Consider the following 26,512-nt stretch of genomic DNA (forward strand, 5'->3'; position numbering starts at 1 on the left):
GCTCCGGCCCGCCCCCAACCGGTCGGCGGACGATCTCATCCTCATGGGGGAGGCCGTGGAACGGCGACGAACGCCCGACGCAAGGCCCTCGTGCCATCCGCTCGCCGCCCCTATCGTGGCGCGTGAGGCCGACGGAACCGACCCGACGAGGTGAGGACCATGACCGACGTGCTGATCTTCGCGCCCGCGCCGCTGCTGACCGTGACGCTCGAGGGCGACCATCCCGGCGGCGACCTGCACGTGCACTCGGGCGGGCAGGGCGTCTGGCAGGCGCGGATGCTGCGCACCCTCGGCCGCACCGTGGCCATCGTGGGATCGTTCACCGGCGAGTCCGGTCGCGTCGTGCAGCACCTGCTCGGCGACGAGGGCATCGAGGTGCACCCCGTCGTGCGCACCGGCCGCGGACCGGCGTACGTGCACGACCGGCGCACCGGCCAGCGGACCGTCGTCGCCGAACTCGCCGGCGACCCGCTCTCGCGGCACGACCTCGACGAGCTGTACGCGGCGGTGCTCCGCGAGGCCATGGCCGCCCGCATCGTGATCCTCAGCGGGCCGGCCGACGAGGGCATCCTGCCCGACGACGTGTACCGGAGGCTCGCCGCCGACCTCCGGGCCGAGGGCGTGCCGGTCGTCGTCGATCTCGCCGGGGCCCGCCTCGAGGCCGCGCTCGCCGGCGGGGTCACGCTCGCAAAGGTGAGCGACGCCGAACTGCGCGAGGCCCGGGAGATCCGCGGCGACTCGGTCGACGAGGTCGTCGCGGCGGGCCGGCGACTCCGCGATGCCGGAGCCCGCAGCGTCGTCATCACGCGCGCCGGCGAACCGCTCGTGCTCATCGACGGCGAGCACGCCCGCCTGGTGCGCGTGCCGCGCATGCAGGAGGTCGACCCGAACGGCGCCGGCGACTCGCTCCTCGCCGCGGTCGTGAGCGCGCTCGCCGAGGACCGATCCCTGCTCGAGGCGATCGCCTTGGGCGCGGCGGCCGGGGCGCTCAACGTCACGAGGCACGGCCTCGGCACGGGCGACCCCGAGGCCATCCACCGCCTGCGGGCGCGCGTCACGGTCGAGGAAGTCGGCGACGACGACGCGCAAGTGGTCACACCCGACCAGCTCGCGGCGCGTGCGGAGGTGGACGACCGATGAGCACCGTGCTGATCACCAACGACGACGGCATCGACTCGCCCGGGCTGCACGCGCTCGCGGCGGTGGCGATCGACGAGGGGCTCGAGGTGGTCGTGGCGGCGCCCGCCTCCGAGGCGAGCGGGTCGAGTGCCTCGATCATCGGCGCCGACCACGACGGGCACGTGCACATGTCGCGCCGCGAGATCGCGGGGCTCGACGTGCCGTGCTACGCGGTTCGCGCGGCGCCGGCGCTGATCGCGCTCATCGCCGCGCACGGCGCGTTCGGCGACGTCCCCGACGCGGTGCTCTCCGGCATCAACCGCGGCGCGAACATCGGACACGCGGTGCTGCACTCGGGCACGGTCGGCGCCGCGCTCACGGGCGGATCGAGCGGGGGTCGCGGTCTCGCGGTCTCGCTCGACGTGGGCATGCACCCGGTCGCGCACGAGTGGGATGCCGCGGCCGCGCTCGCCCGCGGCATCCTGCGCCCGCTGCTCGCCGCGGTGCCCGGCACGGTACTGAACCTCAACGTGCCCAACCGAGCGGATGCCGCCGGCCTGCGCCCGGAACCGGCGACCCTCGCCCCGTTCGGCATCGTGCAGACCACCGCCGCCGAGGCGGGCGAGGGCGGCGTGCGCCTGACGGTGGCCGACCTCGAGGGCGAGCACGACGAGCGGAGCGACGCGTCGCTGCTCGCGGCCGGCCGGGCGACGCTCACCGCGATCACCGCGGTGGGGGAGACGGCGCTGCCCGACGGGCTCAGCCGGTCGTGAGCTCCTGCTCGCGCGGCAGGATCAGCGAGAACGTGGTCGTGGGTGCGGAGTCGAGCAGCAGGTGCCCGCCGAGGGCCTCGGCCAGTTCGGCCGCGAGGGCGAGGCCGATGCCCTCGCCGCCGTTGGTGCTTCGCCCGGGCGTGCGCTGGAAGACGGTGTTGCCGATCGGTCGCTCGCCCTCGTCGGCGACGCGGACGGTGACGTAGGCGCTCGCGGTCGACGCGGACACGGTCACGTCGCCGCGTCCGTGCTGGAGCGCGTTGTGGATCAGCACGTCGAGGATCTGCCCCGCCGGTGCCGGAGCTGCGGCGTGGGCGAGCTCGCTCGTCGTCACGACCTCGATGGTGCGGTCGAGTTCGTCCGCGAGCACGCTCCAGCGGTCCGCGGCGTCCTCCAGGAGCTCGTCGACGGGCAGCCAGTCGTCGGCGCCGGGCGTGCCGCCGCGGGCGAGGTCGAGCAGGTGCCCGATAGCGTCGGAGAGCCGGTCGATCTCCTGGATGGCGTGCTCGAGCAGGTCGCGCTGCTCGGGCGTGGTCTCCTTCCAGAGCGACAGGTCCTCCAGTTCGAGGCGCAGCGCGGTGATGGGCGTGCGGAGCTGGTGCGACGCGTTCGCGGCGAACTCGTGCTCGCGACGGATCCGGTCCTCCAGCGTTGCCGCGCTCGTGCGGAGGGCCTGGTCGATGGCGCGCGCCTCGGGGATCCGCAGGTCGTCGCCGGGTGGCGAGAGGCGGCCGCGCCCGAGCTCGCGCGCCGTGCCGGCGAGGCGCACGAACGGGTCGGAGAGGCGGCCGGCGAGCAGCACGCCTACGATGGCCGACGCGAGGAGCAGGCCGACGCCGATGACGACGACCGGCATGAGCGCCTCCTGCACCCGATCGCCGATGACCTCGCTCGAGCGGCTGAACTCGACCGTGCCCCCGTCGGCGAGTTCCGAGGTCGCGGTGATGTCGTCCGGTTCCGGGTCGACGCCCGCGGTCACGACACGTCCGTCGGCGGCGGTGAACGTGATGCGCTCGCCCTCGACGAGGAGCGGCTCGAGGAACTCCTCGGTGACCTCGTTCCCGGCCTCGCGCTCGGTCATGAGCACGGCGAGGAAGTCGGCGAGGCGCACGACGCGGCGCTGCTCGCTCGACTGCACGAGGTCGGCGACCATGTACGCGCGCGGGATGCCGTACAGCGCGATGATCCCGACCGCCAGCGCGACGAACGCGATGACGAGCCGTTCACGCATCCGCGCGACCCTCGTCGAGGCGGAATCCGACGCCCCGGATGGTCGTGATGCGCACGTCGGCGCCGGCGTCGTCGAGCTTCTGCCGCAGTCGCGCCATGGTCACGTCGAGCGTCTTGGTCGAGCCGAACCAGTTCTCGTCCCACACCTCGTCCATGAGCTGCTCGCGCGTGACGACCGCGCCGCGGTGGCGGTCGAGCTGGGCGAGCAGGTCGAACTCCTTGGTGCTGAGCTGCACCTCCCGGTCGCCGGCGTGTGCGCGACGCGAGGCGGGGTCGACGGTCAGGGGCGTGACGGATGCCGCGCCCGGGGCGCTCGCGCCCGGCGGGGCGCCACCGCCGGGCTCGGCGGCGAGCGGCCTGCTGCTGCGGCGGAGCAGGGCCCGCAGGCGGGCGAGGAGCTCGGCCAGCGCGAAGGGCTTGGCGATGTAGTCGTCGGCGCCGACGTCGAGCCCGACGACGCGGTCGAGTTCGCCGTCGCGGGCGGTGAGGATCACGATGCCGCCGTCGTACCCGAGGTCGCGGAGGCGGCGGCACACGTCGAGGCCGTCCATGTCGGGAAGCCCCAGGTCGAGCACCACGAGCTCGACCTCGCCCGCGGTCGCCTGCTCGATCGCGGCGCGTCCCTCGGCGACGCGCAGCACCTCGTAGCCCTCCCGCGAGAGGGTTCGAACCAACGGCAGCGCGATGCCGTCATCGTCTTCCACAACAAGGATCTGCCGCCCCACGACGTCGATGCTATCGACGTCGCCCTCGTCTTCCCGGGGCGCGCGACCCCGAGTGTCGGCATCTCGTCGCCCCGGGTCGCCCATGCTCAGAACTCCCGGTCCAGCGCGCCGGACTCCGTCACCGGAGCGGTCGAGCAGGGGTTGCCGGCCATATCGGTGGCGGCGGCCGTGGGGCTCCACACCATCGCGGACGCCGTGTTCACGGTTCGCAGCGCGCCGCCGTTCAGCAGCGACCCGACGGTGACCTGGACGACGGTGACGGGCACGCCGTTCACCGTGGCGGTGGTCGCGGTGAGGGTCGCGTTGAAATTCGACGTCTTGCTCGTCTTGATGTAGTCCTGCCTGAGGTTCACCGACCCGAGGTTGACGGCGGCGCCGGAGCGGAGGATGTCGACGGTGTCCCCGGCGTTGCCGAGTCCGAGCAGGTTGCCGTCGCGCAGGCGGAGGGTGACCGGCAGCGCCGATCCGTTCCACCCGGCCACGATGCTCGCCGGGTTCATCTGCTCGCTGTAGGTGAACGTCATGGTGTCGCCGGTGTCGACCTTGCCCGGGGTGGCGCCGCCGTTGGCGGTCTGCACGTCGAACCCGCGTACGGGAGTGTTGTCGATGCGGCGGCCGCTCAGCGTGTTGGAGGTGGCCTGCTTGTTGGCGTTGTCGGTCAGGATGGCGCGGAAATCGACGAGTCCGTCGGCGACGGTGCGGGTGTCCCATGCGCAGCTGTACGGCGTGGTCGTGATGGTGCACACGGTGGTCCACGTGCCGGTGCCGCTCGGAGCCCGCTGGATGACGATGGACTTGACGCCGGCGCTGGAGTTCGCGGCGGTCGACAGCGTGACGGTGCCGCTGAGGTAGGCGCCCGGGTCCTCCATCGAGATGGAGATGACGCTGTTGTCGACCGTGCGGTTCGACACCGTGGTCGAGGTGGCCGAGTTGCCGGCGTCATCCGTCGCCACCGCCCGGAAGGCGTAGACGCCGTCGGCGACCGTCGTGGTGTCGAAGCGGCACGAGTACGGCGGCGCGGTGATCGTGCACGCGTCCTTCCAGGCGGTGGTGCCGGTGGGCGTGTACTGGATCACGACCCGGTTCACGCCCGAGTGGGCGTCCGAGGCGGATGCCGCGAGCGTGACCGTGCCGCTCAGCGGCGTGCCGGGGTCGGTCATGGCCACGGTCGGGGCGACGTTGTCCACCAGCACGTCGGTGACGACGGCCGAGGTCGTCGTGATGCCGTTCAGCGTGGCGACCGATCGCAGGTCGAAGTAGTCGTTCGCGAACGACGCGGTGTTCCAGTTGCAGGCGTACGGCGCCGTGAGGTTGCTGCACAGCGTCCGCCAGGTGCCGGAGCCGGCGGCGGCGTACTCGACGCGGACCGAGTAGGTGCCGGTCCCGGCGTTCTGCAGGGTCGTCGCGAGCGGCACCGTGCCGCGCACCACGTCGCCCGGGTCGGCGAGCAGCACGGCGAACGCGTTGGCGACGGTGGTGCGGACGAGGGCGGAGGTGGTGGTGTACCCGGCGTTGTCGGTGGCGATCGCGCGGAGGTCGTAGCTGCCGTCCGGCACGGTCCGCGTGTCCCAGCTGCAGCGGTACGGCGACGCGGTCGCGGTGCACAGCGTGGTCCAGGTGGTGGCGCCTGCGGCCTGCACCTGGACGACGACGTCGCGGATGCCGGTCTCGGCGTCGGACGCGGCGGCCGTGATGGAGACGGTGTCCTTCAGGCCGGTGCCCGGGTTCTGGACCGAGACGGTGGGCGGCGTCCAGTCGACGGCGGCGCCGACGGCGCTCGATCCGTTCGAGGTCTGGGAGGTGAACGCCGCCGAGGAGAATCCCGGGCCGTTCGCGCCGACGCCCGCGACGAGCAGCACCGCGAGTGCGGCGCCGATCGCGATGCGGACGGCAGCGTGGATCATGGGGTGGTCCCTTCAGGGGGCGGGGGTCGGTTCCGACGCTACGCGGCGGTGGGTTACAGCCACGCCACGGGAGCACCTCACCGGCGCAACAAACGCTCGCGCTCGCCCGCGCCGGCGCGGGCGGGCGCCGGCTCGCATTCGCTGCTGAGCCCGACGCGGAGGGCGACGAGGAGGCCCGCGGCGAGGACCGTGATCGCGATCTCGCGGGCGCTCCAGGGCTGGGCCGCCGCGCCGGGGAGGCCGACGACGTGGGTGAGGAGCGCACCGACGAGCGATGCGCCCGCGACGATCGCCATGCCCAGGCGGGACTCGATGCACCCCGCGGCGGCGAAGCGCGCGGCCGCGCCGAGGCCGATCAGGCCGATCAGGAGCGACAACATCAGGTACGGGTCGGTCGTGATGTCGCCGAAGGGGGCGGCGACGAGGTGCAGGAGCGACAGGGCGGTGAGCGCGGCGACCGCCGCCCACCGGAGTGGGCGGCGTCGCCGGGGGGAGGTGGGCGCGGTCGTCACGTGACGACCTGCCCGGTGGGGATGGGGGCGGGAGTGAGAACCGGGACGCCCGCGTTCGGGTCGGGGGGAACAGGCGTCCCGGTGGTCTTGGAGCCGCGGAGCGCGCTGATCACGTCGCGGAGGCAGAGGAGGGCGACGATGCCGGCGGGGATGCCGATCACGAGGACCCTGGTGAGCGGTTCGGCGAGGCCGATGAAGATCCAGCCGACCTCGGGCAGCCAGCCCTCGACCCGGGGCTGCACCGCATCCTCGAGGGCGAAGGTCCACGGGTCGGCGCTCCCGTTGGCGTCGCCCTGCGTCTGGAAGATCGGGGAGTCGGTGCCGGCGGGGGCGGGCTCGATGGAGATGATCCGGTGGGTGACCAGTTCGGTGATACCGGACTCGGCCGGGGGAAGGTAGGTGATGACGTCCCCGACGCGGAGGTCGGCGACCGGGACCTGCCGCTCGAACACGAGGGCGCCGCGTTCGAAGGTGCCCGACATGGAGCCGCCCGTGATCACGTAGCGGTCCAGCCCGAGCAGGCCGGGCAGCAGCATGAGCGCTGCGATGGCGGTGGCGATGAGGGCGACCGCCGTGATCATCGCGTTGCCGATGGTCTTCGCCGTGCGCGTGGCGCTCATGCTGCTGCTCCCGTCCTGGTCTCGTGGTCGTCAGGTCGTCACTGGTTGTAGGTGGTGGCGGCGGTCTGCGTGCCGTTCCAGGTGTACGTGGCCGTCGCGGTCTTGCCCTGCTCGGCGTTGGTCGCGGCCTGGGCGAGCGTGACGCTGAACGTGTACTCGCGCGCCTCGCCGGCGGCGAAGGTGCCGAGGTCGATCGGGCCCGAGGTGGTGAGCGCGCCGAAGGTGCCGGACCACACGGGGGTCTGCGAGCCGGTCTGCGTGATGACGAGCGTGAGGTTCGACTTGGTGACGAAGTTGTTGACCGCGTCCTCGGTGAGCTTCATGTTCGAGGCGAGCGAGCCGGTGTTGGTGATGGTGACCTTGCCGTTGACGACGTCGCCCGGCTTGAGGTTGCTCACGTTGAAGATCGCGTTGCCGGCCTTCGAGTTCGACTGCGTCAGCGTGCCGGCGTTGAACGCGTTGGCGGAGTTGACCGAGTTGGAGATGAAGTCCGCGCCCGATCCTGCGGTGACCGCGGCGGCGACCAGGAGGCCGGCGAGCGGGACGAGGATGCGCTTGCGCGAGCGGGGCTTCTCGGTGGCCTGGGGGGCCTGGGGGGTGATGGCGTCCATGGGGGTGGGGTTCCTGTTCTGTTCGTGTGAACGTCGTGATGGCAACGCTATGGAGGCGTCGGCAACAGGAACCCCACGGCAGATCCACCGTCCGGACAGGCCTGGGTCACAGCTGGGGGATCAATGCAACGGTATGGAAACCCCGGGTCGCGTCATCCGTTCGGGTTCGTCGCCGCGCCGTCGAGCCACAGCGTGTCGGCGGGGTCGCTGTGGGCGCCGCCGCTGTCGACATGCTTGGCGCTGATCCGCGGTCCCTTCGTGATGACGTGCACGAGCGCCATGGCATGGCCGCGGCCGAGGCCGTAGTCCTCGGCGAGCCAGGCGACGATCGGCGTCGCCTTGGTGCCGGGGCCGAAGCCCCGTTCGGTCGCGAGCTCGATGAACTGCCGCGGGGTGAGGCCGGTCTTGGCCTCGATGTTGTCGAGATAGGCCTGGAAGGACATGCGCTGCTCCTCAGCGGTCGGCGGGCCCGTCGGCCCAGATCTGGATGATGGTGTCGGACGCGTGGATGCACAGCATCCGCAGTGGGCCGTCGCCGGTGTTGGTGAAGCGGTGCCACACGCCGGCTGGCACCGTGGCGGTGTCTCCGAAGGTGGCGACCAGCTCGGCGTCGCCGACGATGATGCGGGCGGTGCCCTCGAGCACGACCCACGTCTCCGGGTAGGGATGCCAGTGCAGGCCTGGCCCCTGACCGGGGTCGTTGTCGACGAAGAAGTACGAGACGCCGGCGCCGTGCTCGCGTCCGACGAAGCGCCGCGTGCGCCCGGTGCCGATGCGCAGCGTCTCGGCGGGCACGAGCACCGGAGCCCTCGCCGCGGTTCCGGACGGGCTGAGGGTGATCTCTGCATCGGTCATGGGGCAAGCGTCGCGCCGTGGCATCCGTCGCCGTTAGTGTTTCGACGTGGAGCGAAACTTCGCTGAGTTCCGGCTCGCCCCCGGGGACATCTCCGCGATCCGGTTCGGCGTCTCGCCAGGGCACGAGCTGTGCCACGCGGTCCGCGTGCTGCAACGTCCGGACGAGCACCCGTTGCAGTGGGGCTGGCTCCGAAGCGTGCGCGCGAACGTGCCGCGCGACGCGTTCGAGCTGTTCGCCGTGCTCATCGGCGAGCGCGGCTACTTCCCCGACTTCCTCACGACCACGCCCACGTGGGACCTCGAGCCGGCCGATGAGGCGGCGCGACTCGGCGAGGCGCCGCTCGGCCCCATGGCCGTCGACCTCCGCAAGGTCGTGGTCCGCTCCGCGGGCCACCGCCGCGATGCGGTCGAGCGCATGCTGGCCGATCTGCCGCTGGCGCGGCGCCTCATCGCCGACGCGTGGCTGGAGCTGTGGGCGGCCCTGCTCGCGCCCGTGTGGACGGAGCTCGAGCGCATCCTGCGGGCCGACATCGCGGTGCGCGCCCGCAGCGTGGCGACCGACGGGCTCGGCGGCATGGTGGGCGGGCTGCACCGCTCGATCGAATGGCACGACGACGCCGTCCGGGTCGAGCTGCGCCTCCACTCCGAGGTGCTCGACTGCCGGGGCTCCGGCATCGTCCTCGTGCCGTCGGTGCTCGGCGGAACCGGATGCTCCGTGCTCACCGAGCCGCCGGCCCAGCCCACCGTCTTCTACCCGGCGCAGGGCGTGACCGAGCGATGGGCGACGGATGCCGCGGCGCTCGCCGATGCACTCGGCGCGCTGCTCGGCCCCGCCCGAGCCGGCATCCTGCTCACCTCGCACGCGCCGCGCACGACCTCGCAGGTCGCCGCGGACGCGTCACTCGCCCTGTCGACCGCGTCGCACCACCTGACGGTGCTGCGCGAGGCCGGCCTCATCGTGAGCCGCCGCGAGGGTGCGCGGATGCTGCACCTCCGGGCGCCGCTCGGCGAGGCGCTCGTCGGGTCGGCGCGCGTTCCCTGATCGCGACCTGGATGCGGGGCTAGCCGAGCACGAGCTCGTCGAGACGGGCGAGCAGGTCGGCCGGATCGTCGAACACCTCGCGCGCCCCCGCCTCGCGCAGTTCCGCGGCCGAGGTGCCGCCCGATCGCACGCCGTAGGCGATGACCCCGGCGCGTTCGGCGGCGATCATGTCCCACGTCGAGTCGCCGACGAAGGCGGCGTCGGCGGCCTCCGTTTCCGCGCGCTCGAGCGCGACGGCGAGGATGTCGGGGTCCGGCTTGGCGCGGTCGACGTCGTCGGCCGAGGTCGTGGCGTGCACGGCGTCGCCGGCGTCGAGCGCACGCAGCAGCAGTTCGAGTTCCTCGTCGGGGGCGGAGGTGGCCAGCACGGCGCGCGTGCCGCGGTCGGCGACCGCCCGGAGCAGGTCCGTGGCGCCGTCGAAGGCCCGCAGCCGCGGGGCGAGCTCGCGGTAGAAGAGGGAGTGCCCCTGCTTGGCCTCCGCCGTCCACGCCTCGTCGCGTTCGCCCGCGAGTTCCGTCACGAGCCTGGAGGCGTCCTGTCCGATGGCCCGGTGGATCCGCCAGGCGTCGGCGTGGACGCCCTGCAGGGCGAACGCGCGCTGCCATGCGTCCACGTGCAGGAAGTTGGAGTCGACGAGCGTTCCGTCGATGTCGAACAGGATGGTGCTCGGTCGGGCCGTGGGCGTCATGCGTCCCGTTCTACGCCTCATTCCGGCCGGTTGCCCGAGACCGCGCCGATGGTGGACGACGTGGTGACGCCCTCGTAGGCGATGTGCCCGCTGGCGGGTGGGATGCGGCGCTCAGCATCGCCGCACCCCACCCACGCGGCTCACCCGGCGACCGTGACGAGGAACTCGGTTCCCTGCGTGACCCCGGCCGAGTTCTCGACGTCGACCCGGTAGCGGTGCTCGCCCGGCGCCGCGCCCGTGACCCGGAACGTGAACGTCCGCTCCGAATCGGCGGTGCGGTACACGCGGTCGATCACCCGGTCGTCCTCGAGGAGGCGGACCACCGTGGTCGGCTCGCCCTTGCCGACCTTGACCTTGACCTCGTAGTTCCCGTCTGCGTCGGGCTTCTTGCGGGGGCCGGTGAGCGCCGTGACCTCTGCCGCGGGCGGCGCGGCCGTCGCGCCGTCGGCACCGGCCTCGCGGTACATCGCGCCGTGCATCGGCGTCACCGTGAGCGAGTCGAGCCGCGCGTCACCGCCCTCGGCCCACAGGCCGATGGCGTCGGCGCCCGCGTTCGGGAACACCTGGTCGGTGATGGTCGTGCGCCCGTCGTCGGCGAACACCTCGACCGAGGCGCGATCGACGTAGACCGTGAGGGCGAGCCGGCCGTCCTCGAGCTCCACCGGCGCGTCGTCGAACGACGCGAACGCCGGATGGAAGGCCGTGTTCCCCGAATCGCGCCGATCGACGTAGAGGCGAGCGGATGCCGCGTCCCAGCCGATCCGCGTCGCCGACTCGTCGTCGCCCAGCACGCTGAGGCCCACCGCATCGGCGTCGCCCGGGTCGAGGACCACGTCGATGCGCACCACGTCGGCCGAAACGGGCAGCGTCTCCGCTCCCTCGACGATGTCGCGCCCGCCATCCGTGAACGCCACGTCGGGCCGTTCGAGTTCGGCGAACTCCGGGACCACCCGCTGCGCGAGGCGCGGCCCGCGATCGGTGCTCACGAGCTCCACGTCGCGGGGGAGGGTCATCGCACTGCGCCAGGTCCCGGTGGGGATGTCGTTCGCGTAGTCCCAGTTGTTCATCCACCCGAGCATCACCCGGCGGTCGTCGGGCGCGTTCGCGAACGACACGGTCGCGTAGTAGTCGCGGCCCCAGTCGAGCCAGTCGTATCCCTCGAGCCGCGGTGCGGCGGCGACGTCCGAGAACATGACCTGGTCGACGAGGATGTGACCCCAGCCGAACCGGTTGTTGTCGATGATCCTGATCGTGGCGTCCTGCCCGGCGAACTCGGCGACATCCCAGCTGACCCAGTCGAGGTTCTCGCTGTTGCGGCCCGTGGCGCTGCGCACGATCTCACCGTCGACCACGAGGTTGACGGAGGTCTCGTCCGAGCGGGGCGTCGCGGGCTCCGCGCCGAGCACGAGGTGGTCGACCGTGAGGTGCCCCCAGCCGCCGGTCGCGTCGTCGTGCACCTGGAAGCGCACCTCGTCCCCGGCGAATTCCGAGACGTCCCACGCCTGCCAGTTCAGCTGACCGGCCTCCGGGCCCGTGGCCGTGCGCACGACCTCGCCGTCGACGAGGAGGCGCACCTCGAGCGTGCCGTTGAGGCGCTTGCCGCCACCGATGAGGAACGAGAGGTGATCCTCGCCCGGCTCGATCGTGAAGGCCGGGGATGTCAGGTCGCCGAGGTTGTCATCGCCCTTCGGGCCCCCCTCCCACGTGTTGAGGCGCTTCGCGCCGAGGTAGTAGTCGCCGCCCGCGGTCGACGGGTTGCGTGCGGGGTCGGTCGCGAAGTCGCCCGTGACCTCCCAGCCGGTGTCGGCGAGCGTGGTGCCGTCGGCGAACTCGAAGCCGTCGAACAGCAAACGGCCCGCCGGCGGCTCGTTGCCGAGCTGCGTGCCCTCGACGTGCGGGTGGTTGCCGCCGCCGACCAACAGGTTGATACGGCGCTCGTCGATGGTGAAGGCCGGCGACTCCATCGTGCCGACCGGCCAGTCGTGATCGGCGAACCCGTTCACGAGACCGGCGCCGATGAATCCCGTCACCGGGTTCTGGCCGGGCAGCGTACCCGTCGCCGGTGCGTCGGTCCACGGGCCGTTGGCCCAATTGCCCGGCTCGTTCGCGACGCTCCAGCCCTCGTACGTGCCGTCGTCGAAGCCGGCGAAGAGCTCGCCGGCCGGCAGCGAGTCATCCGATACGGTGCTCTCCGACGTGAACGTCGTGCCGTCGAAGTCGCCGACGAAGTACTGGCCGCCGGATCCGCCGGCGACCGAACCGGGGTTGAGGTTCACGACCATGACCCACTTGACGTTCTGGGGATCGCCGTCCACTGCGAGCGGGAACAGGTCGGGGCACTCCCAGATGCCGCCTGTCGCGTTCGCGGGGCCGAAGTCGCTGAGGTGGGTCCAGTTCTTCAGGTCGTCGCTGCGGTAGATCACGACCTTGTAGTCGAGCGCCTCGACGGCGACCATGACCCAGTACGACTCGCCCGTCTCCGGGTCCTCGTACCGGAACACCTTGGGGTCGCGGAAGTTCGCCGAGTCCCGGTCGAGCACCGGATTGCCCTCGTACTTGGTCCACGTCATGCCGCCGTCGGTGCTGTACGCGAGCGACTGCGCCTGCTTGCCGGCGTGCGTCGGATGCGCAGGCGTGTAGGCGCTCGTATAGATCGCGACCATGGCCGGGTCCTCGGCCGTGCCGAACCCGCTCGTGTTGCCCTCATCGATCACGACGGACCCCGAGAAGATGTCCTCGATGGCAGTGCCGTCCTCATCGAAGGTCTGCGGGATGGCGATCGGCTGCTCCTCCCAGTGCACGAGGTCGGTGCTCGTCGCGTGGCCCCAGCTCATGTTGCCCCAGCGGGTGCCGTACGGGTTGTGCTGGAAGAACAGGTGCCAGGTGCCGTCGTCGTACACCATCCCGTTCGGGTCGTTCATCCAGTTCTCCTGCGGGGAGAAGTGCAGGGCGGGCCGGTACGGCTCGTCCGCCGGGTGCACCTCGGGATCCGCCGCCGCGGCGGGCGGAACGCCCCCGAGCGTGGTGGCTGTCGCCGTGGCGGCGACGATCGCGATCGTTCTCCATCTTGATACCGTCGTCATCGACTGGTTCGCCCTTCGTTGCGCGGGTCACGCCTCACGGGTGACATCGTTGTCAGAACGCGGGCGATGCTACGCAGTGTCCAGCGGACAAATCAACCACCCCGCACGCGGGATGAACACTCCGCGTCAGGCGACCCGAGGCTGGTCGGTCGCCGTGCGCAGCAGCGCGCCCTCGTGGCGCACGGTCGCCGCGGCGACGGTCATCGCTCCTGCGAGGGCCGATGACCATGCGTCCGCGGTACCGGGCATCCCGTTTCGGACGATGTCGTCGATCACGGCCGCGAGCGTCGCGTCGCCCGCGCCCATCGTGTCGATCACGGGTCCCGGCAGGTCCACGATCCCGGCCTGCACCTCGAGCCGGCCGTGGTGCACGGCGGCGCCGTCGCGACCCGCCGTCGCGAGGACGGCGGTCTCGTGGGCGGGCGGCGCTCCCGAGCCGGGTCGGAGCCGGGAGACGAGCTCTGCGAGCGACGCGTCCAGCAGCAGCGCCGCGTCCTCGTCGCCGACCTTCACGAGCAGGGAGCGGGCAGCGGTGCGTTCGAAGTTCGACTGGAAGCGGGCACGGTCGTGGAGCATGCCCGAGCGGGGATTGCCGTCCACGACCAGCCGCTGCTCGGGATCGCGGATCGCCTCCAGGAGGTCGGCGACCTGGTGGTCGTCGTCGAACGGGAAGCAGCTCACGGCGACGACATCGGCCTCGTCGAGCGCTGCGCGTGCCGCATCGTCGAACCGGAACCGGCGATGACGTGCCGCGTGGTTGAACTCGTACCTCGGCTCGCCGTCGGTGCGGTCGGAGATCGCGCGCGCGGTGCCGTGCGCGGAGCGGCACTCGACCATCCGGACGCCGTGGTCGTTCAGGAACGTCCGGATCCGACTGGCGGGTTCGTCGTCGCCGAGCATCGTGATGAGCGTCGGGCGGTGTCCGAGGACCGCGAGCCCCACCGCGACGTTCAACGCGGCACCACCGACGAATTCGCGGGAGCCGGTGGCGTCGCGGAGCTCGTCGATGAGGGCGTCGCCGACGACGGTGATCCGGGCGGGGGTGAGGGCGGGGGAGGTGGGGGGCACGGTCATCCTTCTGTTCGGGGCGTGATCTCGCCGGAGCCGCGCGCGATGAGGCGGGTTCGCACGACCGAGCGCGCAGCGGGTGAGTCATCGCCGTCGAGGCGCGCGAAGACGCGCTCCGCAGCGATCCGCCCGATCTCCTGGGGGTTCTGCGCGACCACGGTGACCCCCGGCTCGAGCAGGTCGGCGAGCGGCACGTCGTCGAAGCCGACGAGCGCGGTGTCGCGGTGTCGACCGAGTTCGCGGAGCGCCCGGATCACGCCGATCGTGACGAGGTTCTGGCTGGAGAAGATCGCCGTCGGCGGGCCCGGGCGGGTGAAGAGCTCGATCGCGGCGCGTCGGGCGGCCGCCTCGTCGTGGAGATCCTCCACGACGGGGATGTCGCGGGTGGCGACCCCGGCGGAGCCGAGCTCGTCGAGGAATCCCCGTCGGCGCTCTTGAGCGGTGCGAATCGTCGAACGGTCGCCGAAGTAGGCGAGTCGGCGGTGTCCGCGCTCGAGCAGGTGCCGGGTGGCCAGGGCGGCGCCATCGCGATTGTCGCTCACGACGGTGTCGGAGGTGACGCCGGCGGGCTCCCGGTCGACGAAGACCACGGGTGTGCCGCGTCGCAGTTCGGGCGCGAGGTAGGACTGGCTCTCGGAGACCGTGGTGAGGATGAGGCCGTCGACGCGGCGACGGAGGAACGCCGATACGGCGGCCTGTTCGCGCGCCGGGTCGTCGTCGAGGCTCGAGGCGAACACCGCGACGCCCCGGCCGAGGGCCACGTCTTCGACGGCTCGGTGCACTGCCCCGGCGAACGGGTTGTCGACACTGCCGACGAGCAGGCCGAGCGTTCGCGACCGGCCGTCGGAGCGCCGCAGGTTCCCCGCGTGCAGGTCGGGCTCGTAGTCCAGGGAGCGCGCTGCGGCGAGCACCTTCGCCGTGGTCGCGGGGGACACGTTGGGCTCGCCGTTGATGACGCGCGAGACGGTCTTCACGCCGACGCCGGCAAGGGCGGCGACATGCCGCATGGTCGGCCGTGCGCGGGCGGGCTCAGGCGCCGCGCCGCCGTTTGACAACGGTGTCACGTTTATATCTCCATCGACGGGTCGTGTCTTGACTATACACATCGTCATGCACTAGACCTGCCGTGACATCGTTGTCACCGAGGGTGACGATGCCCCACACCAAGAGGAGATTCCCGGATGAATCACGAAAGCCCCGGCGCGATCCGCCGCCGACTGGTCCTCGCCGGCTCGCTCATGGCGAGCGCAGCGCTCGCCTTCACCGGATGCGCCTCGTCGGGCGCCTCCGGCGAGAGCGCGAGCGGCGCGGAGGGCGAGACCATCAGCGTCTCGCTCATCACGAAGACCGACACCAACCCGTTCTTCGTCGCGATGCAGGAGGGCGCCAAGACGGCCGCCGAGGACCTCGGCGTGGAGATCACGCTCGCCGCAGGCAAGGAGGACGGCGACGAGGACACCCAGATCCAGGCCGTCGAGAATGCGATCTCGCGCGGTGACGCGGGGATCCTGATCACCCCGAACGGCCCGGCCGTCGAGGATGCGCTCGTCAAGGCCCGGGACGCGGGCCTGTACGTCATCGCGCTCGACACCCCGCCCGGCGACCCGGAGTCGGTCGACATCACCTTCGCGACCGACAACTACCTGGCCGGTCAGGAGATCGGCAAGTGGGCCGCGGCCAAGCTCGACGGCGAGAAGGCCACCATCGCCATGATCGACCTCTTCGACGACAAGATCGTCTCGGTCGATGTCGCACGCGACCAGGGCTTCCTCGACGGCATGGGCATCGACCTCGCCGACGAGTCGAAGAACGGCGATGAGGCGCAGACGGGCGAGTACTCGGGCGGCGAGTACGAGATCGTCGGCAACGAGGCATCGCAGGGTGCCGAGGACGGTGGCCGCACCGCCGCCGAGACGCTCCTGTCGAAGAACCCGGACATCAACGTCGTCTACACGATCAACGAGCCGGCCGCATACGGCGCGTACGAGGCCTTCAAGGCCGCCGGCGCGACCGACGACCTCGTCGTCGTCTCGGTCGACGGCGGCTGTGCCGGCATCGAGGCCGTGACCGACGGCGTCATCGGCGCCACCAGCCAGCAGTACCCGCTGAAGATGGCCGAGCTCGGCGTCCAGGCCATCCACGATCTCGTCACCACCGGCGAGACCCCCGAGGTCAGCGAGGGGCTCGACTTCTACAACACCGGCGTCGCGCTCGTGACCGACGAGCCTCAGGACGGCGTCGAGTCGATCGACACCGCCGAGGCGAGCGAGATCTGCTGGGGCTGATCCGGTGACCCCATGAGCGGGGCGGGCCGCCACGGATGACTCGTGCCCGGTCATCTCGACCACCCGCCCCGCTCATGCCCGGATCGCACCCGAACCGCCATTTCCGAACGGAGCCCACGTGACTCAGCACACGACCGAGCCGCCGACCTCGGCGCTCGACCTGGCCGAGGAGTTCCTCGACCGAACCACCCCGCTCAGCCGCATCCGCAACACGCTGCACCGGTACCCCGCGATCAGCCCGGCCATCGTGCTCGTCGTCGCCGTCATCGTGTTCGGGCTGCTCAACGAGCGATTCCTGAACCCCGCGAACCTCTCGCTCATCACCCAGCAGGTCGCCGTCGTCGGCACGCTCGCCGTCGCCCAGACCCTCATCATCCTGACCGCCGGCATCGACCTGTCCGTCGGCGCGGTCATGGTCCTCAGCTCGATGGTCATCGCCCAGTCCACGGTGCAGGCCGGCCTGCCCGCCGTGCTCGGGCTCGCCGCCGGCCTGGCCGTGGGCCTCGCCGCGGGCGCCCTCAACGGCGCACTCGTCACCCGGCTGAAGCTGCCGCCCTTCATCGTCACGCTCGGCACGTTGAGCATCTTCCTCGCCCTCACGCTGCTGTACTCCGGCGGGGCGACCGTGCGCGGACGGGAGATGCCCGAGCTGCTCACCTGGACGGGCGCGACGTTCCCCGTGTTCGGCGTGAACTTGACGGTGGGCGTCGTGATGATGCTCCTGCTCTACGTGGCGGTCGCCTTCATCCTCCAGAAGACGGCCTGGGGTCGGCACGTCTACGCCGTCGGCGACGACCGGGAGTCCGCGCGCCTCGCGGGTATCAGCGTCAACCGCGTGCTGATGAGCGTCTACCTCGCGGCCGGTGCGATCATCGCCCTCGGCGCGTGGATCCAGATCGGCCGCTCCAACGCCGCATCGCCGAACGCGGGCGCCGACCTGAACCTGGACTCGATCACCGCGGTGGTGATCGGCGGCACCAGCCTGTTCGGCGGTCGCGGCATGGTCTGGGGGACGCTCCTGGGCGCGCTCATCGTGGGCGTGTTCCGCAACGGCCTCGCGCTCGCCGGACTCGACGTGCTGTGGCAGACATTCGCCGTCGGCGTGCTCATCATCATCGCCGTCTCGGTCGACCAGTGGATCAGGAAGGTACGCGCATGACCACCCGCACAACCCCGAGCACCGGAGTCGAGCCCGAGGAGGGCGCCGCCGACGGCCGCGTCCCCATCCTCCGCGCACGCCGCCTCGTGAAGACGTTCGGCCGGGTGGTCGGTCTCGATGGAGTCAGTCTCGAGCTCTACCCGGGTGAGGTCCTCGCGGTCATCGGCGACAACGGAGCAGGGAAATCCACGCTGATCAAGTGCCTGACGGGTGCTGAGATCCCGGACGAGGGGCAGATCTGGCTGGAGGGCGAGCCCGTCCACTTCAAGCGGCCGCAGGATGCCCGCGCGGCCGGGATCGAGACCGTCTACCAGGGCCTCGCGGTCTCGCCCGCGCTCGACGTCGCGGCGAACCTGTTCCTGGGCCGGGAGATCAGGCGCAAGGGAGTCCTGGGCTCCGTGTTCCGCATGGTCGACCAGAAGGGCATGCGTCAGCGCGCACGGGACGAGCTGTCCTCGCTCGGGATCTCGACCCTGCAGGACGTCACCGTCCCGGTGGAGAACCTGTCAGGTGGACAGCGGCAGGCGGTGGCGGTCGCGCGCGCCGCGGCGTTCGGGTCGAAGGTCGTCGTCCTCGACGAGCCGACGGCGGCGCTCGGCGTGCGCGAGTCCAACCAGGTGCTCGAACTGATCATGAGCCTGCGCGATCGGGGGATCCCGGTGATCCTCATCTCGCACAACATGCCCCATGTGTTCGAGGTCGCCGACCGGATCCACGTCCAGCGCCTCGGCAAGCGCGCGGCGACGATCACGCCCCAGTCGCACTCGATGACCGATGCGGTGGCGATCATGACGGGAGCGAGCCGCGGATGAGCCTGACCCAGACCTCGACGTCGGTGGAACTCGTCGCCGAGTTCACCGCGCGGCCTGGCAAGGAGGCGGAGGTGGAGTCGCTGCTGCGCGATCTCACGATCGCGGTGCGGGCCGAACCGGGATGCCTCGTGTTCGACGCGTACGTGCTGACCGATCCGCCGGCCGTCGCCGAGGTGGATCCGGACTGGACGGCGGTCGGGACCCGCTTCGTCGTCGTCGAGGCGTACCGCGACGCGGCCGCCTTCGCGGAGCACCTCGCCCAGCCGCACGGCGCGGTGTTCAACGCCGCCCTCGGGCCGCTCATCGCCGAGGCGAACGGGTCCGAACTGCGGTTCCTGCGTCGAGTGGCGTGAGCGGATGCGGCAGCCGTCCGGCTCGGTCGGGCGGCTGCCGCGCCTCCGTGGCGCGGCGCGCAGGCGCGCCGGTCAGTCGGCGCGCCAGGCCACCTCGAACCGTTCGAGCACGATCTCGTGCTGCTCGGTCCACTCGAAGCCGAGGGTCGCCGTGACCCGCTGCCAGTAGCGGCGGTGGTTCTCGCGCCATGACGCGAGCGAGCGGTCGTCTTCGCCCTCGTCGTACGCGAACCGGTCGTCGACCTCGTCGAAGGCGGCAAGGCGCAGTTCGGTGCTGCGCAGGATGACGCGTGGCCGGCCGGTCGAGTCGCACGCGATCCAGTGACCGCCGATGCGTGGGAGCGGCTGCCCTTCGGCCGCGAACTCCGCGACGAGGGCTGCGGTCGCCCGTTTGGTGCCGTCGAGCACGAGCCCGAGCAGCTCGTCGGTGAGTTCAGGGTGGTCGCCGAACACCTCGACGGACGGCGGCTCGAGGTCGGTCGCGCGGTCGGGGTGCGCGCTCCGGTACGCCTCCCAGAGCGCGTGCGCGGCGGCGTGGTCGACGGGTGCGTTCGGCATGTGTTCAGTCTGGCAGCGACGGATGTCACGGCCCGCCGTCGCGGGTCGGAAACCTGGGCTCGTCGGCCACGACCTGCGCACGCTTCCCGAACGCCCGTTCGTGCCGGTCGATCGCGCGACCGGGAGCAGCCGGCCCGGATCGCGGCGGGCGGGCGGCGAGCCGCACGAACCTTCTGAACCGCCCGATCTCCTTCCTGATGAGCCTCCGCGGCTGAGTCCTGACATCGCCGCCTGAAAAGTTGCAACCAAGCAGTTGCGCTAAAGTCGAAGAAGTGCAATCCTGTGGTTGCAAGACGCGGATGCTGCGGCATCCCGTCCCACGTCAGCAGCCCGAGAAGGAGAGATCATCGTGACCATGACCGACAACCCGGCATCCGTCATCGACGAGGGCACGTACACCGTGCGCCGTACCATCCGCATCGCCGCGCCCATCGAGCGCGTGTGGCGCGCCGTCACCGAACCCGAGCACATCTCGCAGTGGTTCGGGCGAACCGTGCTCGACGGCTCCGGCCCGGGCGCGCAGGGCACCATGACGTTCCCCGACTACGGCGCCGTGCCCATCCGCGTCGAGGCGATGGATGCCCCGCACACCGTGACGTATCGCTGGGGCAACGATGATGCCCTCGGCCACCTGCCCGACATCGTCGACGACGAGACCTCGACGGTCTTCACGTTCACCCTCGAGACGGTGGCCGACGGCACGCGGCTCACCGTCGTCGAGACCGGCTTCGACCGCACGTCCGACCCGGCCGCGAACCTCGCGTCCCACGGCGAGGGCTGGGTCTCCGAGCTCGACAAGCTCGTCGCCGTGCTCGAACGCGCCGAGGGCGCCGCGTGACCACCGGAACGCTGGTTCCGGTGTTCGCCGCGCTCGGCGACGAGACCCGGTGGAGCATCCTGGCGGCACTCGGCGAGGGCGACGCCTCGGCGTCGGCCCTCGCCGGGCGCCTGCCCGTGACGCGGCAGGCCATCATGAAGCACCTCGCCGTGCTGCAGGAGGTCGGCCTCGTCGAGTCCGAGCGGGTCGGCCGCGAGGTGCGCTACCGGGTGATCGGCGCGCAGCTGAGCGACGCCGCCCGTCGCCTCGACGCCATCGGGGCCGAGTGGGACCGCCGCCTCGCCGCGATCAAGCAGATCGCCGAGGGGCTCTGAGCGCGAGCGCTCACTCCGGCCGGTTGCCCGAGACCGCGCCGATGGTGAACGACGTCGTGACGCCCTCGTACATCACGTGGGCGACGAGTCCGTCGACCGCGTGCCGCAGCGTGTGGCAGTGGTCGCTCCAGATGCCCGGGTTGTCGGCGACGAATGTCACGTCGTACGCCTCGCCGGGGTGCACGTCGAGCGAGTCGACGACCCACGGGCTCCCGGATGCCGCGATCCCGTCCCGCGAGAGGACCACGACGTGGTGCCCGTGGAGGTGCATCGGGTGCACGTCGCCGGAGTCGTTGCGGACGTGCATGACGACCACGTTCCCCTCGCGCACGTCGAACATCGGCATGTCGGGGAACATGCGCCCGTTGATGGTCCAGAAGTTGCCGGGCCGGCCGTCGATGATGCCGAAGCGGCGGGCGATGACGTAGTCGAACTCGCGGTCGGGGTCGGCGGTGCCGAACGCGAGCGGCTCGGGGCTGCCGTAGGCGAGCAGGTCGAGGGTCCGCGAGGGCTGCGCGGCGGGTGGGGGCACGGATGCCGCCGGGCCGCCGACGATCACGCTGCGGCCGCCGGTGTGCAGGCGCACGGCGGAGCCGTCGTCGGGTGCCCGCACCGCGACATCCGCTCGACCGCCGGCGGGGATGAGCACGCGCTCGCCGTCGACGGGTGTCGGCTCGTGCACGTCGTGCCCGTCGGTCGCGACGACCCGGAACGGCATCGCCGACCACACGGCGGCGGTGCCCTGGTCGGTGTTGATCACGCGCACGCGCACCGTCGTGCCGGGTTCGGCCGCGACGCGGGCGTCCTCGGCGCGGCCGTTCACCGTGTGCCGCCCGCCGTACACGTGCAGCAGCGCGGTGGCCTCGGCGTCGGTCGCGACCTCCGGGAGGTCGGCGGGTTCGATCACGATGGCGCCGAGCAGCCCGCGCTCCACCTGCACATGCGAAACCTGGTGCGAGTGGTACCAGTACGTGCCGGCATCCGTCGCCTCGAAGCGGTACACGTGGCGCCCTCCCACGGGTACGGCGTCCTGCGTGATGCCCGCGACGCCGTCGGCCGCGTTCGGCACGTCGATGCCGTGCCAGTGCAGCGTCGCGCCGTCGGCCACCGACTCGTTCACGAACGTCACCTCGACGAGGTCGCCCTGCCGGGCGCGCAGCTCCGGCCCCGGCGACGTGCCGTTCACGGTGTAGCCGTCGACCGTGCGTCCGCCGGGAACGTCGATGCGCTCCTGCCGCGCGACGAACTCGACCCGCACGTCGGCATGCCGATCCGGGTCGGCGGTCAGCGCGGTCACGTCGGTCGTGCCCGGGCTGCCGGCGACGGATGCCGCTCCGCCCGCCGCGTGCGCGCCGTGCCCCGCCTGCTCGGCGCCGAGGTCCATGACCGAGTACTCGCCGAGCAGCGTGGAACTCCACGCGAGCCCCGCCGCGCCGAGTCCGGTCGCGACCGCGACGCCGACGGCGACGCGTCGCAGCAGCTCACGCCGCGACCGCACGTGAGGTCGCCTCCTCCGGGGCGGACTCGCCGCGAGTGCGACGCATCCGGAGGGCGGCGACGGACGCCGCCGCGACGACCGCGAGCGCGTTCGCGCCGTGCACGAGCCCGAGGTAGGGCAGGTCGGTGACGGAGAAGCCGAGGGTGACCTGCAGCGCCACGAGCCCGAGGACGATCGCCGCCCACATGGTGCTGCCGCGCTCGCGGACGAAGAACGACACGACGAGCAGCGCGACGGCGACGAGCGGGATCACGATGCCGCCGACGAGTCCGTGGACCAGGAACCCGGCCTCGCCGACGCCCGCCGCCTGGAAGCCCTCGAGGAGCGCCTTGTCGACCACGCCGCCCTCCGAGACGAGGTTCAGCATGCCGCTGAACGCGAACGCGATCGCGGCGGCCTGGACGACGACCGCGCCGGCGACGGTCCAGGCGAGACCGGTGTACAGGGTGCGCATGATGCCTTCTCCTTCGTGCGGCGCCTCGTCGCGGCATCCGCTCGACCCCACGTTCGCCCGGCGCCGCCCGGGCCGGAACGCAGCCCGCCGGATGCCGCATGGCGGAGCACCGGACGCGTGATGGAGGCCAGCCGCCAAGGGGCGTCCCGGTTCGCCCCCTCCCGCGATCGCCGCGACAGGAGGACCATGGAACCGTGGACCGCAGGTGGGTGTGCCTCGCGACGTTCGGCCCCATCGGGGTCGCGTCCCTGGTCTACGTCGTCGTCGTGCGGGGCTTCCTCGACGCCGACAGCGACCACGGCCTCGCCTGGCCGCTGCTCGGCGCACTGCCGCTGTTCGTGTTCGGCATGTGGCTGCTCACCGTGTCGTCGTCTCGGGTCGCGGTGCTCATCGCGCTCGGGGCCACGTCGATGCTCGTCGGCTCGGCCTACGAGACCCTGGTGCTCCGCACGCCCGACCTGCTGACCGAGTCGTGGTTCCCGCTCTTCAACACCCTCGGCCTGACCGCCGACGCGCTCGCGACCTCCTCGCTGCTCATCGTCTTCGCGACCTTCCCGGACGGGGTCCCCGAACGGCGCTGGGAGCGCGTCGCGGTCCACTTCCTCTGGCTGCCCGTGCTCGTCGGCCCGTTGACCCTGCTCACCACCCCGCACGTGGTGATGTCGCCGTTCCTCGGCATCAGCGGCGAGGCGATCCCGAACCCGCTCGCCGTGCCGTGGCTCGAGTGGGCGGCGCCGCTCGTGCAGTACCTCGTGCTGCAGGCGTGGGCGGCCGTCGCGCTCGCGCTCGCGGTGCTCGTCTCCCGGGCCGCGTTCGGCCCGCCCGAGGTGCGGGCCCGCACGAGGGTCATGGCGCTGACCGTCGCCGGGGCCATCGTGGCGTTCCTGCTCTGGACGTTCGCGCCGGGCCTGTGGGGCGTCGGGCTGCTCGTCTACGCGTCGATGCTCGCGATCCCGGTCGCGGCCATCCACGGCATCCTCCGCTACGGCGCGTTCGACATCGGGCCGGGCGAACGCGGCGCGCGCGTCGAACGCTCGTCGAACCTGCTCATCACGGTCGTCTACGCCGCCGGGGTCGCGACGCCCGCCGTGCTGCTGACGCCACCGCTGCAGACGGTGCCGGCGATCCTGCTCACCACGCTCCTCGCGGTCGTGCTGCTGCCGGTGCGCACGTGGATGCAGCGTCGGCTGCACCGCGCCCTGTTCGGTGATCGCGACCGCCAGTTCGGCATGCTGAGCGAGCTCGGCTCCCGCCTCGAGCAGGCGGGCGAGCCGCGCGAGCTGCTCACCCGGCTCGCGGAGGCCGTGCGCGCCGGGCTCGACGCGACGTGGGTCCGCATCCGGCTGGCGGCAACGGATGGCGCGCTCGCCGATGCCCCCGCGGGCGTCGCCGCGATCCCCGGCGAGGCCGCCGGCACCGAGCCGGTCGAGTCGGTCGACCTGGTGCACGCCGACGAGACCCTCGGCCGGATCGAGCTCGGACCCCGCCGCCGCGGCGAGTACTCCGACGAGGAGCGGACGATGCTCCGCACCGTCGCGGGCCAGGCTGCGGCATCCGTCGCCAACCTGCGCCTCACCGCCCAGCTCGCCGAGCAGCTCGACGAGCTCACCGCCTCGCGCGAACGGCTCGTCGCCGCGCAGGACGACGAGCGGCGCCGCCTCGAGCGCGACCTGCACGACGGCATCCAGCAGGACGTCGTCGCGCAGATCGCCGGGCTTCGCCTCGCCCGGAACCGCCTGGAGCGCGGCGAGCTCACCGCCGACGAGCTGGCGGAGCTGCAGGACCAGGCCCGGGAGACGCTCACCGACCTGCGCGAGCTCGCCCGCGGCATCCACCCGCCGGTGCTGAGCGACAACGGGCTGGTCGCGGCGGTCGAATCGGGTGTGGCCCGGTACCCGATCCCGTTGACGGTCGACGCGGATGCCGCGGTGCGCGCCGAGCGCTACCCCGACGACGTCGAGACGACCGCGTACTACGTCGTGCGCGAGGCGCTCGCGAACACCGCGAAGCACGCGCACGCGTCGCACGCCTCGGTCGGGCTCGCGCGCGACGACGGGCACCTGCGCATCTCGATCAGCGACGACGGATGCGGCATCGGCGACGTGTCGCCCGCGTCGGCGACGAGCGGGGGGCTCGCGAACATCCGCGACCGGGTGGCGGCGCTCCGCGGCACGGTGCAGGTGGCGCCCGCCGTGCCGACGGGGACCACCGTGGTCGTCGACCTGCCACTCAGCGCGCCGGGAGCGTCGGGTGGCTGACGGGAGCGCGCTGCGCGTCGTCATCGCCGAGGACAACTACCTCGTGCGCGAGGGGCTTCGGCGCCTCCTGGAGGACTCGGGCGAGGTCGAGGTCCTCGCCTCGGTGGGCAACGCGACCGAACTGCTCGACGCCGTGCGACGGCTCGGTCCCGACGCGGTGCTCACCGACATCCGGATGCCGCCGGGCCACCACATGGAGGGGGTCGAGGCCGCGCACGCCATCCGTGCGACGGCGGCCTCGACCGGGGTCGTGGTGCTCTCGCAGCACGCCGACGAGAGCTACGCGCTCGCGCTGTTCGCCGACGGGTCGGCCGGCCTCGGCTACCTGCTGAAGGACCGGATCGGCGACCTCGAGGACCTCGTGCACGCGCTGCGAGAGGTGCGCGCGGGCGGATCGGTCATCGATCCGCAGATCGTCGACACGCTCGTGCGCCGGCGCAGCGCGAACGCCGCGAGTCCGCTCGCCGCGTTGTCGCCGCGCGAGCTCGAGGTGCTGCGCGAGATGGCGGCGGGCAAGACGAACGCGGGCATCGAGCAGGCGCTGTTCCTGTCGTCGTCGACCGTCGAGAAGCACGTCAACGCGATCTTCACCAAGCTGCGGCTGCCGGAGTCGGGCGTGCACCGGCGGGTGGCCGCGGTGCTGGCGTTCCTGAGGAGCGCCGAGGGGTAGATGGCGGGCGGTGGAAACGGCCGCTGTCCGGCCGTTTCGGCACTTCCGTCGGGCCTCGTCGGGTGTCGGTGGGTGCTGCTTGGATCGAGGTATGAGCAGCTCGATCGGCACCATCCTCGACGCGGCCACGGGCGACATCGGCGACGACTTCGACGATGCCGACGGCCTCCTCCGCGAGGCCCGTGGCGTGGCGGCTCCCGTCGGCCGGGGCGCTCAGCGCTCCCAGGCGGCGCGCTCCCGCGCCGCGAACTCGGCGAACGTCGTCGCGGGCCGACCGGTCAACCGGCGCACCGCGCGGTTGGGCAGGGCCGAGACGTTCCAGCGCACGACGCGGTGGATCATGCGCTGCACGGCGAGGTAATCCTCGGGCGCCCCGTTCGCGGCGAGACGCGCGAGGTACTCCCGCTCGCCCGGGCGCGCGTAGCGGATCTCCCGGCCGAGCACGTCGGAGAGGATCCGGGCCACCCGGCGGTACGTCAGGCTCTGCTCGCCCGACAGGGTGTACGCCGCCCGGAGGTGGCCCGGCCCGGTGAACACCGCCGCCGCGACCCGGCCGATGTCGCGCGCGTCGATGAAGGCCGTGCGCGATCGGCCGGCCGGCACGAAGATCTCGTCGTGGTCGCGGATGTCGTCGCGGTACGTCGTCGTCAGGTTCTGCATGAAGAAGTTCGGCCGCAGGAAGGTGAACGGCGCATCGACCTCGCGCAGGTACCGCTCGACGGCGTGGTGCGGGGTGGACCGGTTCGCCTGCACGCCCTGCAGCGAGAGGAACACGATCTGCCGGAGGCCGCGGCGCATCGCCGCGTCGATGAGCGGGAACAGGTACCGCTCCACGTCGGCGATGGGCGGCGGGCGCATCAGGAAGAGCCGGTCGCATCCGTCGAGCACCGCATCGAGCCGGTGCGCGGGCATGCCGAAGTCGAAGTGGCGGTGACGGATGCCGCGTGGCAACTGTGCGGCATCCGCCTCGGTTCGCACGCCCGCCACGACCGGCTCGCCGCGCTCGAGCAGGTGGTCGACCACGGCCGACCCGACGATCCCGGTGGCGCCCGTGACGAAGACGGCGTCGCTCGTCATCGCGCG

27 protein-coding genes are annotated in these 26,512 nt (G+C 72.0%); 11 read left to right on the forward strand and 16 right to left on the reverse strand.

Annotated elements, in window-relative coordinates:
* Positions 1-159: 159 nt before the first annotated feature.
* Together AVP42_RS03575 and surE are read left to right on the forward strand one after the other, a co-directional pair.
* Positions 160-1,140 carry a 1-phosphofructokinase family hexose kinase gene (locus AVP42_RS03575; protein ID WP_197466943.1) on the forward strand — a complete coding sequence of 327 codons (981 nt, stop codon included), beginning with the start codon at positions 160-162 and terminating at the stop codon, positions 1,138-1,140.
* A complete protein-coding gene (gene surE / locus AVP42_RS03580) occupies positions 1,137-1,892 on the forward strand; it encodes a 5'/3'-nucleotidase SurE (protein ID WP_067946173.1) in 756 nt (251 codons plus the stop codon). The genes AVP42_RS03575 and surE overlap by 4 nt, the downstream gene beginning before the upstream one ends.
* On the opposite strand, the gene AVP42_RS03585 is transcribed toward surE, so the two are convergent.
* The 8 genes from AVP42_RS03585 to AVP42_RS03620 all read right to left on the reverse strand — a co-directional run bounded on the left by AVP42_RS03585 (position 1,879) and on the right by AVP42_RS03620 (position 8,349).
* Positions 1,879-3,123, reverse strand: a complete 1,245-nt coding sequence (locus AVP42_RS03585; protein ID WP_067946174.1) for a histidine kinase dimerization/phospho-acceptor domain-containing protein — start codon at positions 3,121-3,123, stop codon at positions 1,879-1,881. The genes surE and AVP42_RS03585 overlap by 14 nt on opposite strands.
* Positions 3,116-3,847 carry a response regulator transcription factor gene (locus tag AVP42_RS03590; RefSeq protein ID WP_231878532.1) on the reverse strand — a complete coding sequence of 244 codons (732 nt, stop codon included), beginning with the start codon at positions 3,845-3,847 and terminating at the stop codon, positions 3,116-3,118. The genes AVP42_RS03585 and AVP42_RS03590 overlap by 8 nt, the downstream gene beginning before the upstream one ends.
* Before the next feature lie 86 nt (positions 3,848-3,933).
* Positions 3,934-5,751, reverse strand: a complete 1,818-nt coding sequence (locus AVP42_RS03595) for an Ig-like domain-containing protein (protein WP_067946175.1) — start codon at positions 5,749-5,751, stop codon at positions 3,934-3,936.
* 77 nt (positions 5,752-5,828) lie between these two features.
* A complete protein-coding gene (locus AVP42_RS03600; RefSeq protein WP_067946177.1) occupies positions 5,829-6,263 on the reverse strand; it encodes a hypothetical protein in 435 nt (144 codons plus the stop codon).
* The gene (locus AVP42_RS03605; RefSeq protein WP_067946179.1) at positions 6,260-6,883 is read right to left on the reverse strand and encodes a signal peptidase I; all 624 of its coding nucleotides are present in this window, start codon (positions 6,881-6,883) and stop codon (positions 6,260-6,262) included. The genes AVP42_RS03600 and AVP42_RS03605 overlap by 4 nt, the downstream gene beginning before the upstream one ends.
* 38 nt (positions 6,884-6,921) lie before the next feature.
* Positions 6,922-7,494: a TasA family protein gene (locus AVP42_RS03610; protein ID WP_157356699.1), complete on the reverse strand. Its 573-nt coding sequence runs from the start codon at positions 7,492-7,494 to the stop codon at positions 6,922-6,924.
* 152 nt (positions 7,495-7,646) lie between these two features.
* Positions 7,647-7,937, reverse strand: a complete 291-nt coding sequence (locus AVP42_RS03615) for a DUF4287 domain-containing protein (RefSeq protein ID WP_067946183.1) — start codon at positions 7,935-7,937, stop codon at positions 7,647-7,649.
* Between the two features lie 10 nt (positions 7,938-7,947).
* A complete protein-coding gene (locus AVP42_RS03620; RefSeq protein ID WP_067946184.1) occupies positions 7,948-8,349 on the reverse strand; it encodes a cupin domain-containing protein in 402 nt (133 codons plus the stop codon).
* Between the two features lie 46 nt (positions 8,350-8,395).
* Here AVP42_RS03620 and AVP42_RS03625 point away from each other — a divergent pair, with 46 nt between their 5' ends.
* Positions 8,396-9,391 (forward strand): DUF5937 family protein, encoded by a 996-nt coding sequence (locus AVP42_RS03625; RefSeq protein WP_067946185.1) that lies wholly within the window; start codon positions 8,396-8,398, stop codon positions 9,389-9,391.
* Between the two features lie 19 nt (positions 9,392-9,410).
* On the opposite strand, the gene AVP42_RS03630 is transcribed toward AVP42_RS03625, so the two are convergent.
* From AVP42_RS03630 to AVP42_RS03645, 4 genes are all read right to left on the reverse strand, one after another.
* Positions 9,411-10,079: an HAD family hydrolase gene (locus AVP42_RS03630; protein ID WP_067946186.1), complete on the reverse strand. Its 669-nt coding sequence runs from the start codon at positions 10,077-10,079 to the stop codon at positions 9,411-9,413.
* A gap of 140 nt (positions 10,080-10,219) precedes the next feature.
* Positions 10,220-13,162 carry a GH32 C-terminal domain-containing protein gene (locus AVP42_RS03635; RefSeq protein ID WP_082846958.1) on the reverse strand — a complete coding sequence of 981 codons (2,943 nt, stop codon included), beginning with the start codon at positions 13,160-13,162 and terminating at the stop codon, positions 10,220-10,222.
* A gap of 126 nt (positions 13,163-13,288) precedes the next feature.
* Positions 13,289-14,230, reverse strand: coding sequence for a PfkB family carbohydrate kinase (locus AVP42_RS03640; RefSeq protein ID WP_231878533.1), 942 nt, complete (start codon positions 14,228-14,230; stop codon positions 13,289-13,291).
* A 2-nt stretch (positions 14,231-14,232) separates the two neighbouring features.
* Positions 14,233-15,237, reverse strand: coding sequence for a LacI family DNA-binding transcriptional regulator (locus AVP42_RS03645; protein ID WP_067946189.1), 1,005 nt, complete (start codon positions 15,235-15,237; stop codon positions 14,233-14,235).
* 174 nt (positions 15,238-15,411) lie between these two features.
* Between AVP42_RS03645 and AVP42_RS03650 the strand changes: the two genes are divergently transcribed.
* From AVP42_RS03650 to AVP42_RS03665, 4 genes are all read left to right on the forward strand, one after another.
* Positions 15,412-16,515: a substrate-binding domain-containing protein gene (locus tag AVP42_RS03650; protein WP_067946190.1), complete on the forward strand. Its 1,104-nt coding sequence runs from the start codon at positions 15,412-15,414 to the stop codon at positions 16,513-16,515.
* Between the two features lie 118 nt (positions 16,516-16,633).
* Positions 16,634-17,674, forward strand: coding sequence for an ABC transporter permease (locus AVP42_RS03655; protein ID WP_067946192.1), 1,041 nt, complete (start codon positions 16,634-16,636; stop codon positions 17,672-17,674).
* The gene (locus tag AVP42_RS03660) at positions 17,671-18,486 is read left to right on the forward strand and encodes an ATP-binding cassette domain-containing protein (RefSeq protein WP_067946194.1); all 816 of its coding nucleotides are present in this window, start codon (positions 17,671-17,673) and stop codon (positions 18,484-18,486) included. The genes AVP42_RS03655 and AVP42_RS03660 overlap by 4 nt, the downstream gene beginning before the upstream one ends.
* Positions 18,483-18,839, forward strand: a complete 357-nt coding sequence (locus AVP42_RS03665) for a putative quinol monooxygenase (RefSeq protein WP_067946196.1) — start codon at positions 18,483-18,485, stop codon at positions 18,837-18,839. The genes AVP42_RS03660 and AVP42_RS03665 overlap by 4 nt, the downstream gene beginning before the upstream one ends.
* Positions 18,840-18,911: 72 nt before the next feature.
* Here AVP42_RS03665 and AVP42_RS03670 read toward each other — a convergent pair whose 3' ends face one another.
* The gene (locus tag AVP42_RS03670) at positions 18,912-19,397 is read right to left on the reverse strand and encodes an ASCH domain-containing protein (protein ID WP_067946198.1); all 486 of its coding nucleotides are present in this window, start codon (positions 19,395-19,397) and stop codon (positions 18,912-18,914) included.
* A 355-nt stretch (positions 19,398-19,752) separates the two neighbouring features.
* On the opposite strand from AVP42_RS03670, the gene AVP42_RS03675 reads away from it, so the two are divergent.
* Together AVP42_RS03675 and AVP42_RS03680 are read left to right on the forward strand one after the other, a co-directional pair.
* On the forward strand, positions 19,753-20,235 hold the full coding sequence (locus tag AVP42_RS03675) for an SRPBCC family protein (RefSeq protein ID WP_067946500.1): 483 nt from the start codon (positions 19,753-19,755) through the stop codon (positions 20,233-20,235).
* Positions 20,232-20,549: a helix-turn-helix transcriptional regulator gene (locus AVP42_RS03680; protein WP_067946201.1), complete on the forward strand. Its 318-nt coding sequence runs from the start codon at positions 20,232-20,234 to the stop codon at positions 20,547-20,549. The genes AVP42_RS03675 and AVP42_RS03680 overlap by 4 nt, the downstream gene beginning before the upstream one ends.
* 10 nt (positions 20,550-20,559) lie before the next feature.
* Here AVP42_RS03680 and AVP42_RS03685 read toward each other — a convergent pair whose 3' ends face one another.
* Complete coding sequence (locus tag AVP42_RS03685) at positions 20,560-22,047, reverse strand: multicopper oxidase family protein (RefSeq protein ID WP_197466944.1); 1,488 nt, start codon at positions 22,045-22,047, stop codon at positions 20,560-20,562.
* A complete protein-coding gene (locus AVP42_RS03690; RefSeq protein ID WP_067946203.1) occupies positions 22,031-22,501 on the reverse strand; it encodes a hypothetical protein in 471 nt (156 codons plus the stop codon). The genes AVP42_RS03685 and AVP42_RS03690 overlap by 17 nt, the downstream gene beginning before the upstream one ends.
* A 194-nt stretch (positions 22,502-22,695) precedes the next feature.
* On the opposite strand from AVP42_RS03690, the gene AVP42_RS03695 reads away from it, so the two are divergent.
* Complete coding sequence (locus tag AVP42_RS03695) at positions 22,696-24,759, forward strand: sensor histidine kinase (protein ID WP_067946205.1); 2,064 nt, start codon at positions 22,696-22,698, stop codon at positions 24,757-24,759.
* Positions 24,752-25,429 (forward strand): response regulator transcription factor, encoded by a 678-nt coding sequence (locus AVP42_RS03700; RefSeq protein WP_067946207.1) that lies wholly within the window; start codon positions 24,752-24,754, stop codon positions 25,427-25,429. Before AVP42_RS03695 ends, AVP42_RS03700 begins: the two co-directional genes overlap by 8 nt.
* 213 nt (positions 25,430-25,642) lie before the next feature.
* On the opposite strand, the gene AVP42_RS03705 is transcribed toward AVP42_RS03700, so the two are convergent.
* Complete coding sequence (locus AVP42_RS03705; protein ID WP_067946210.1) at positions 25,643-26,506, reverse strand: SDR family oxidoreductase; 864 nt, start codon at positions 26,504-26,506, stop codon at positions 25,643-25,645.
* Positions 26,507-26,512 lie beyond the last annotated feature (6 nt).

Source organism: Agromyces sp. NDB4Y10, from assembly GCF_001620055.1.
GTDB classification, from domain to species: Bacteria; Actinomycetota; Actinomycetes; order Actinomycetales; family Microbacteriaceae; genus Agromyces; species Agromyces indicus.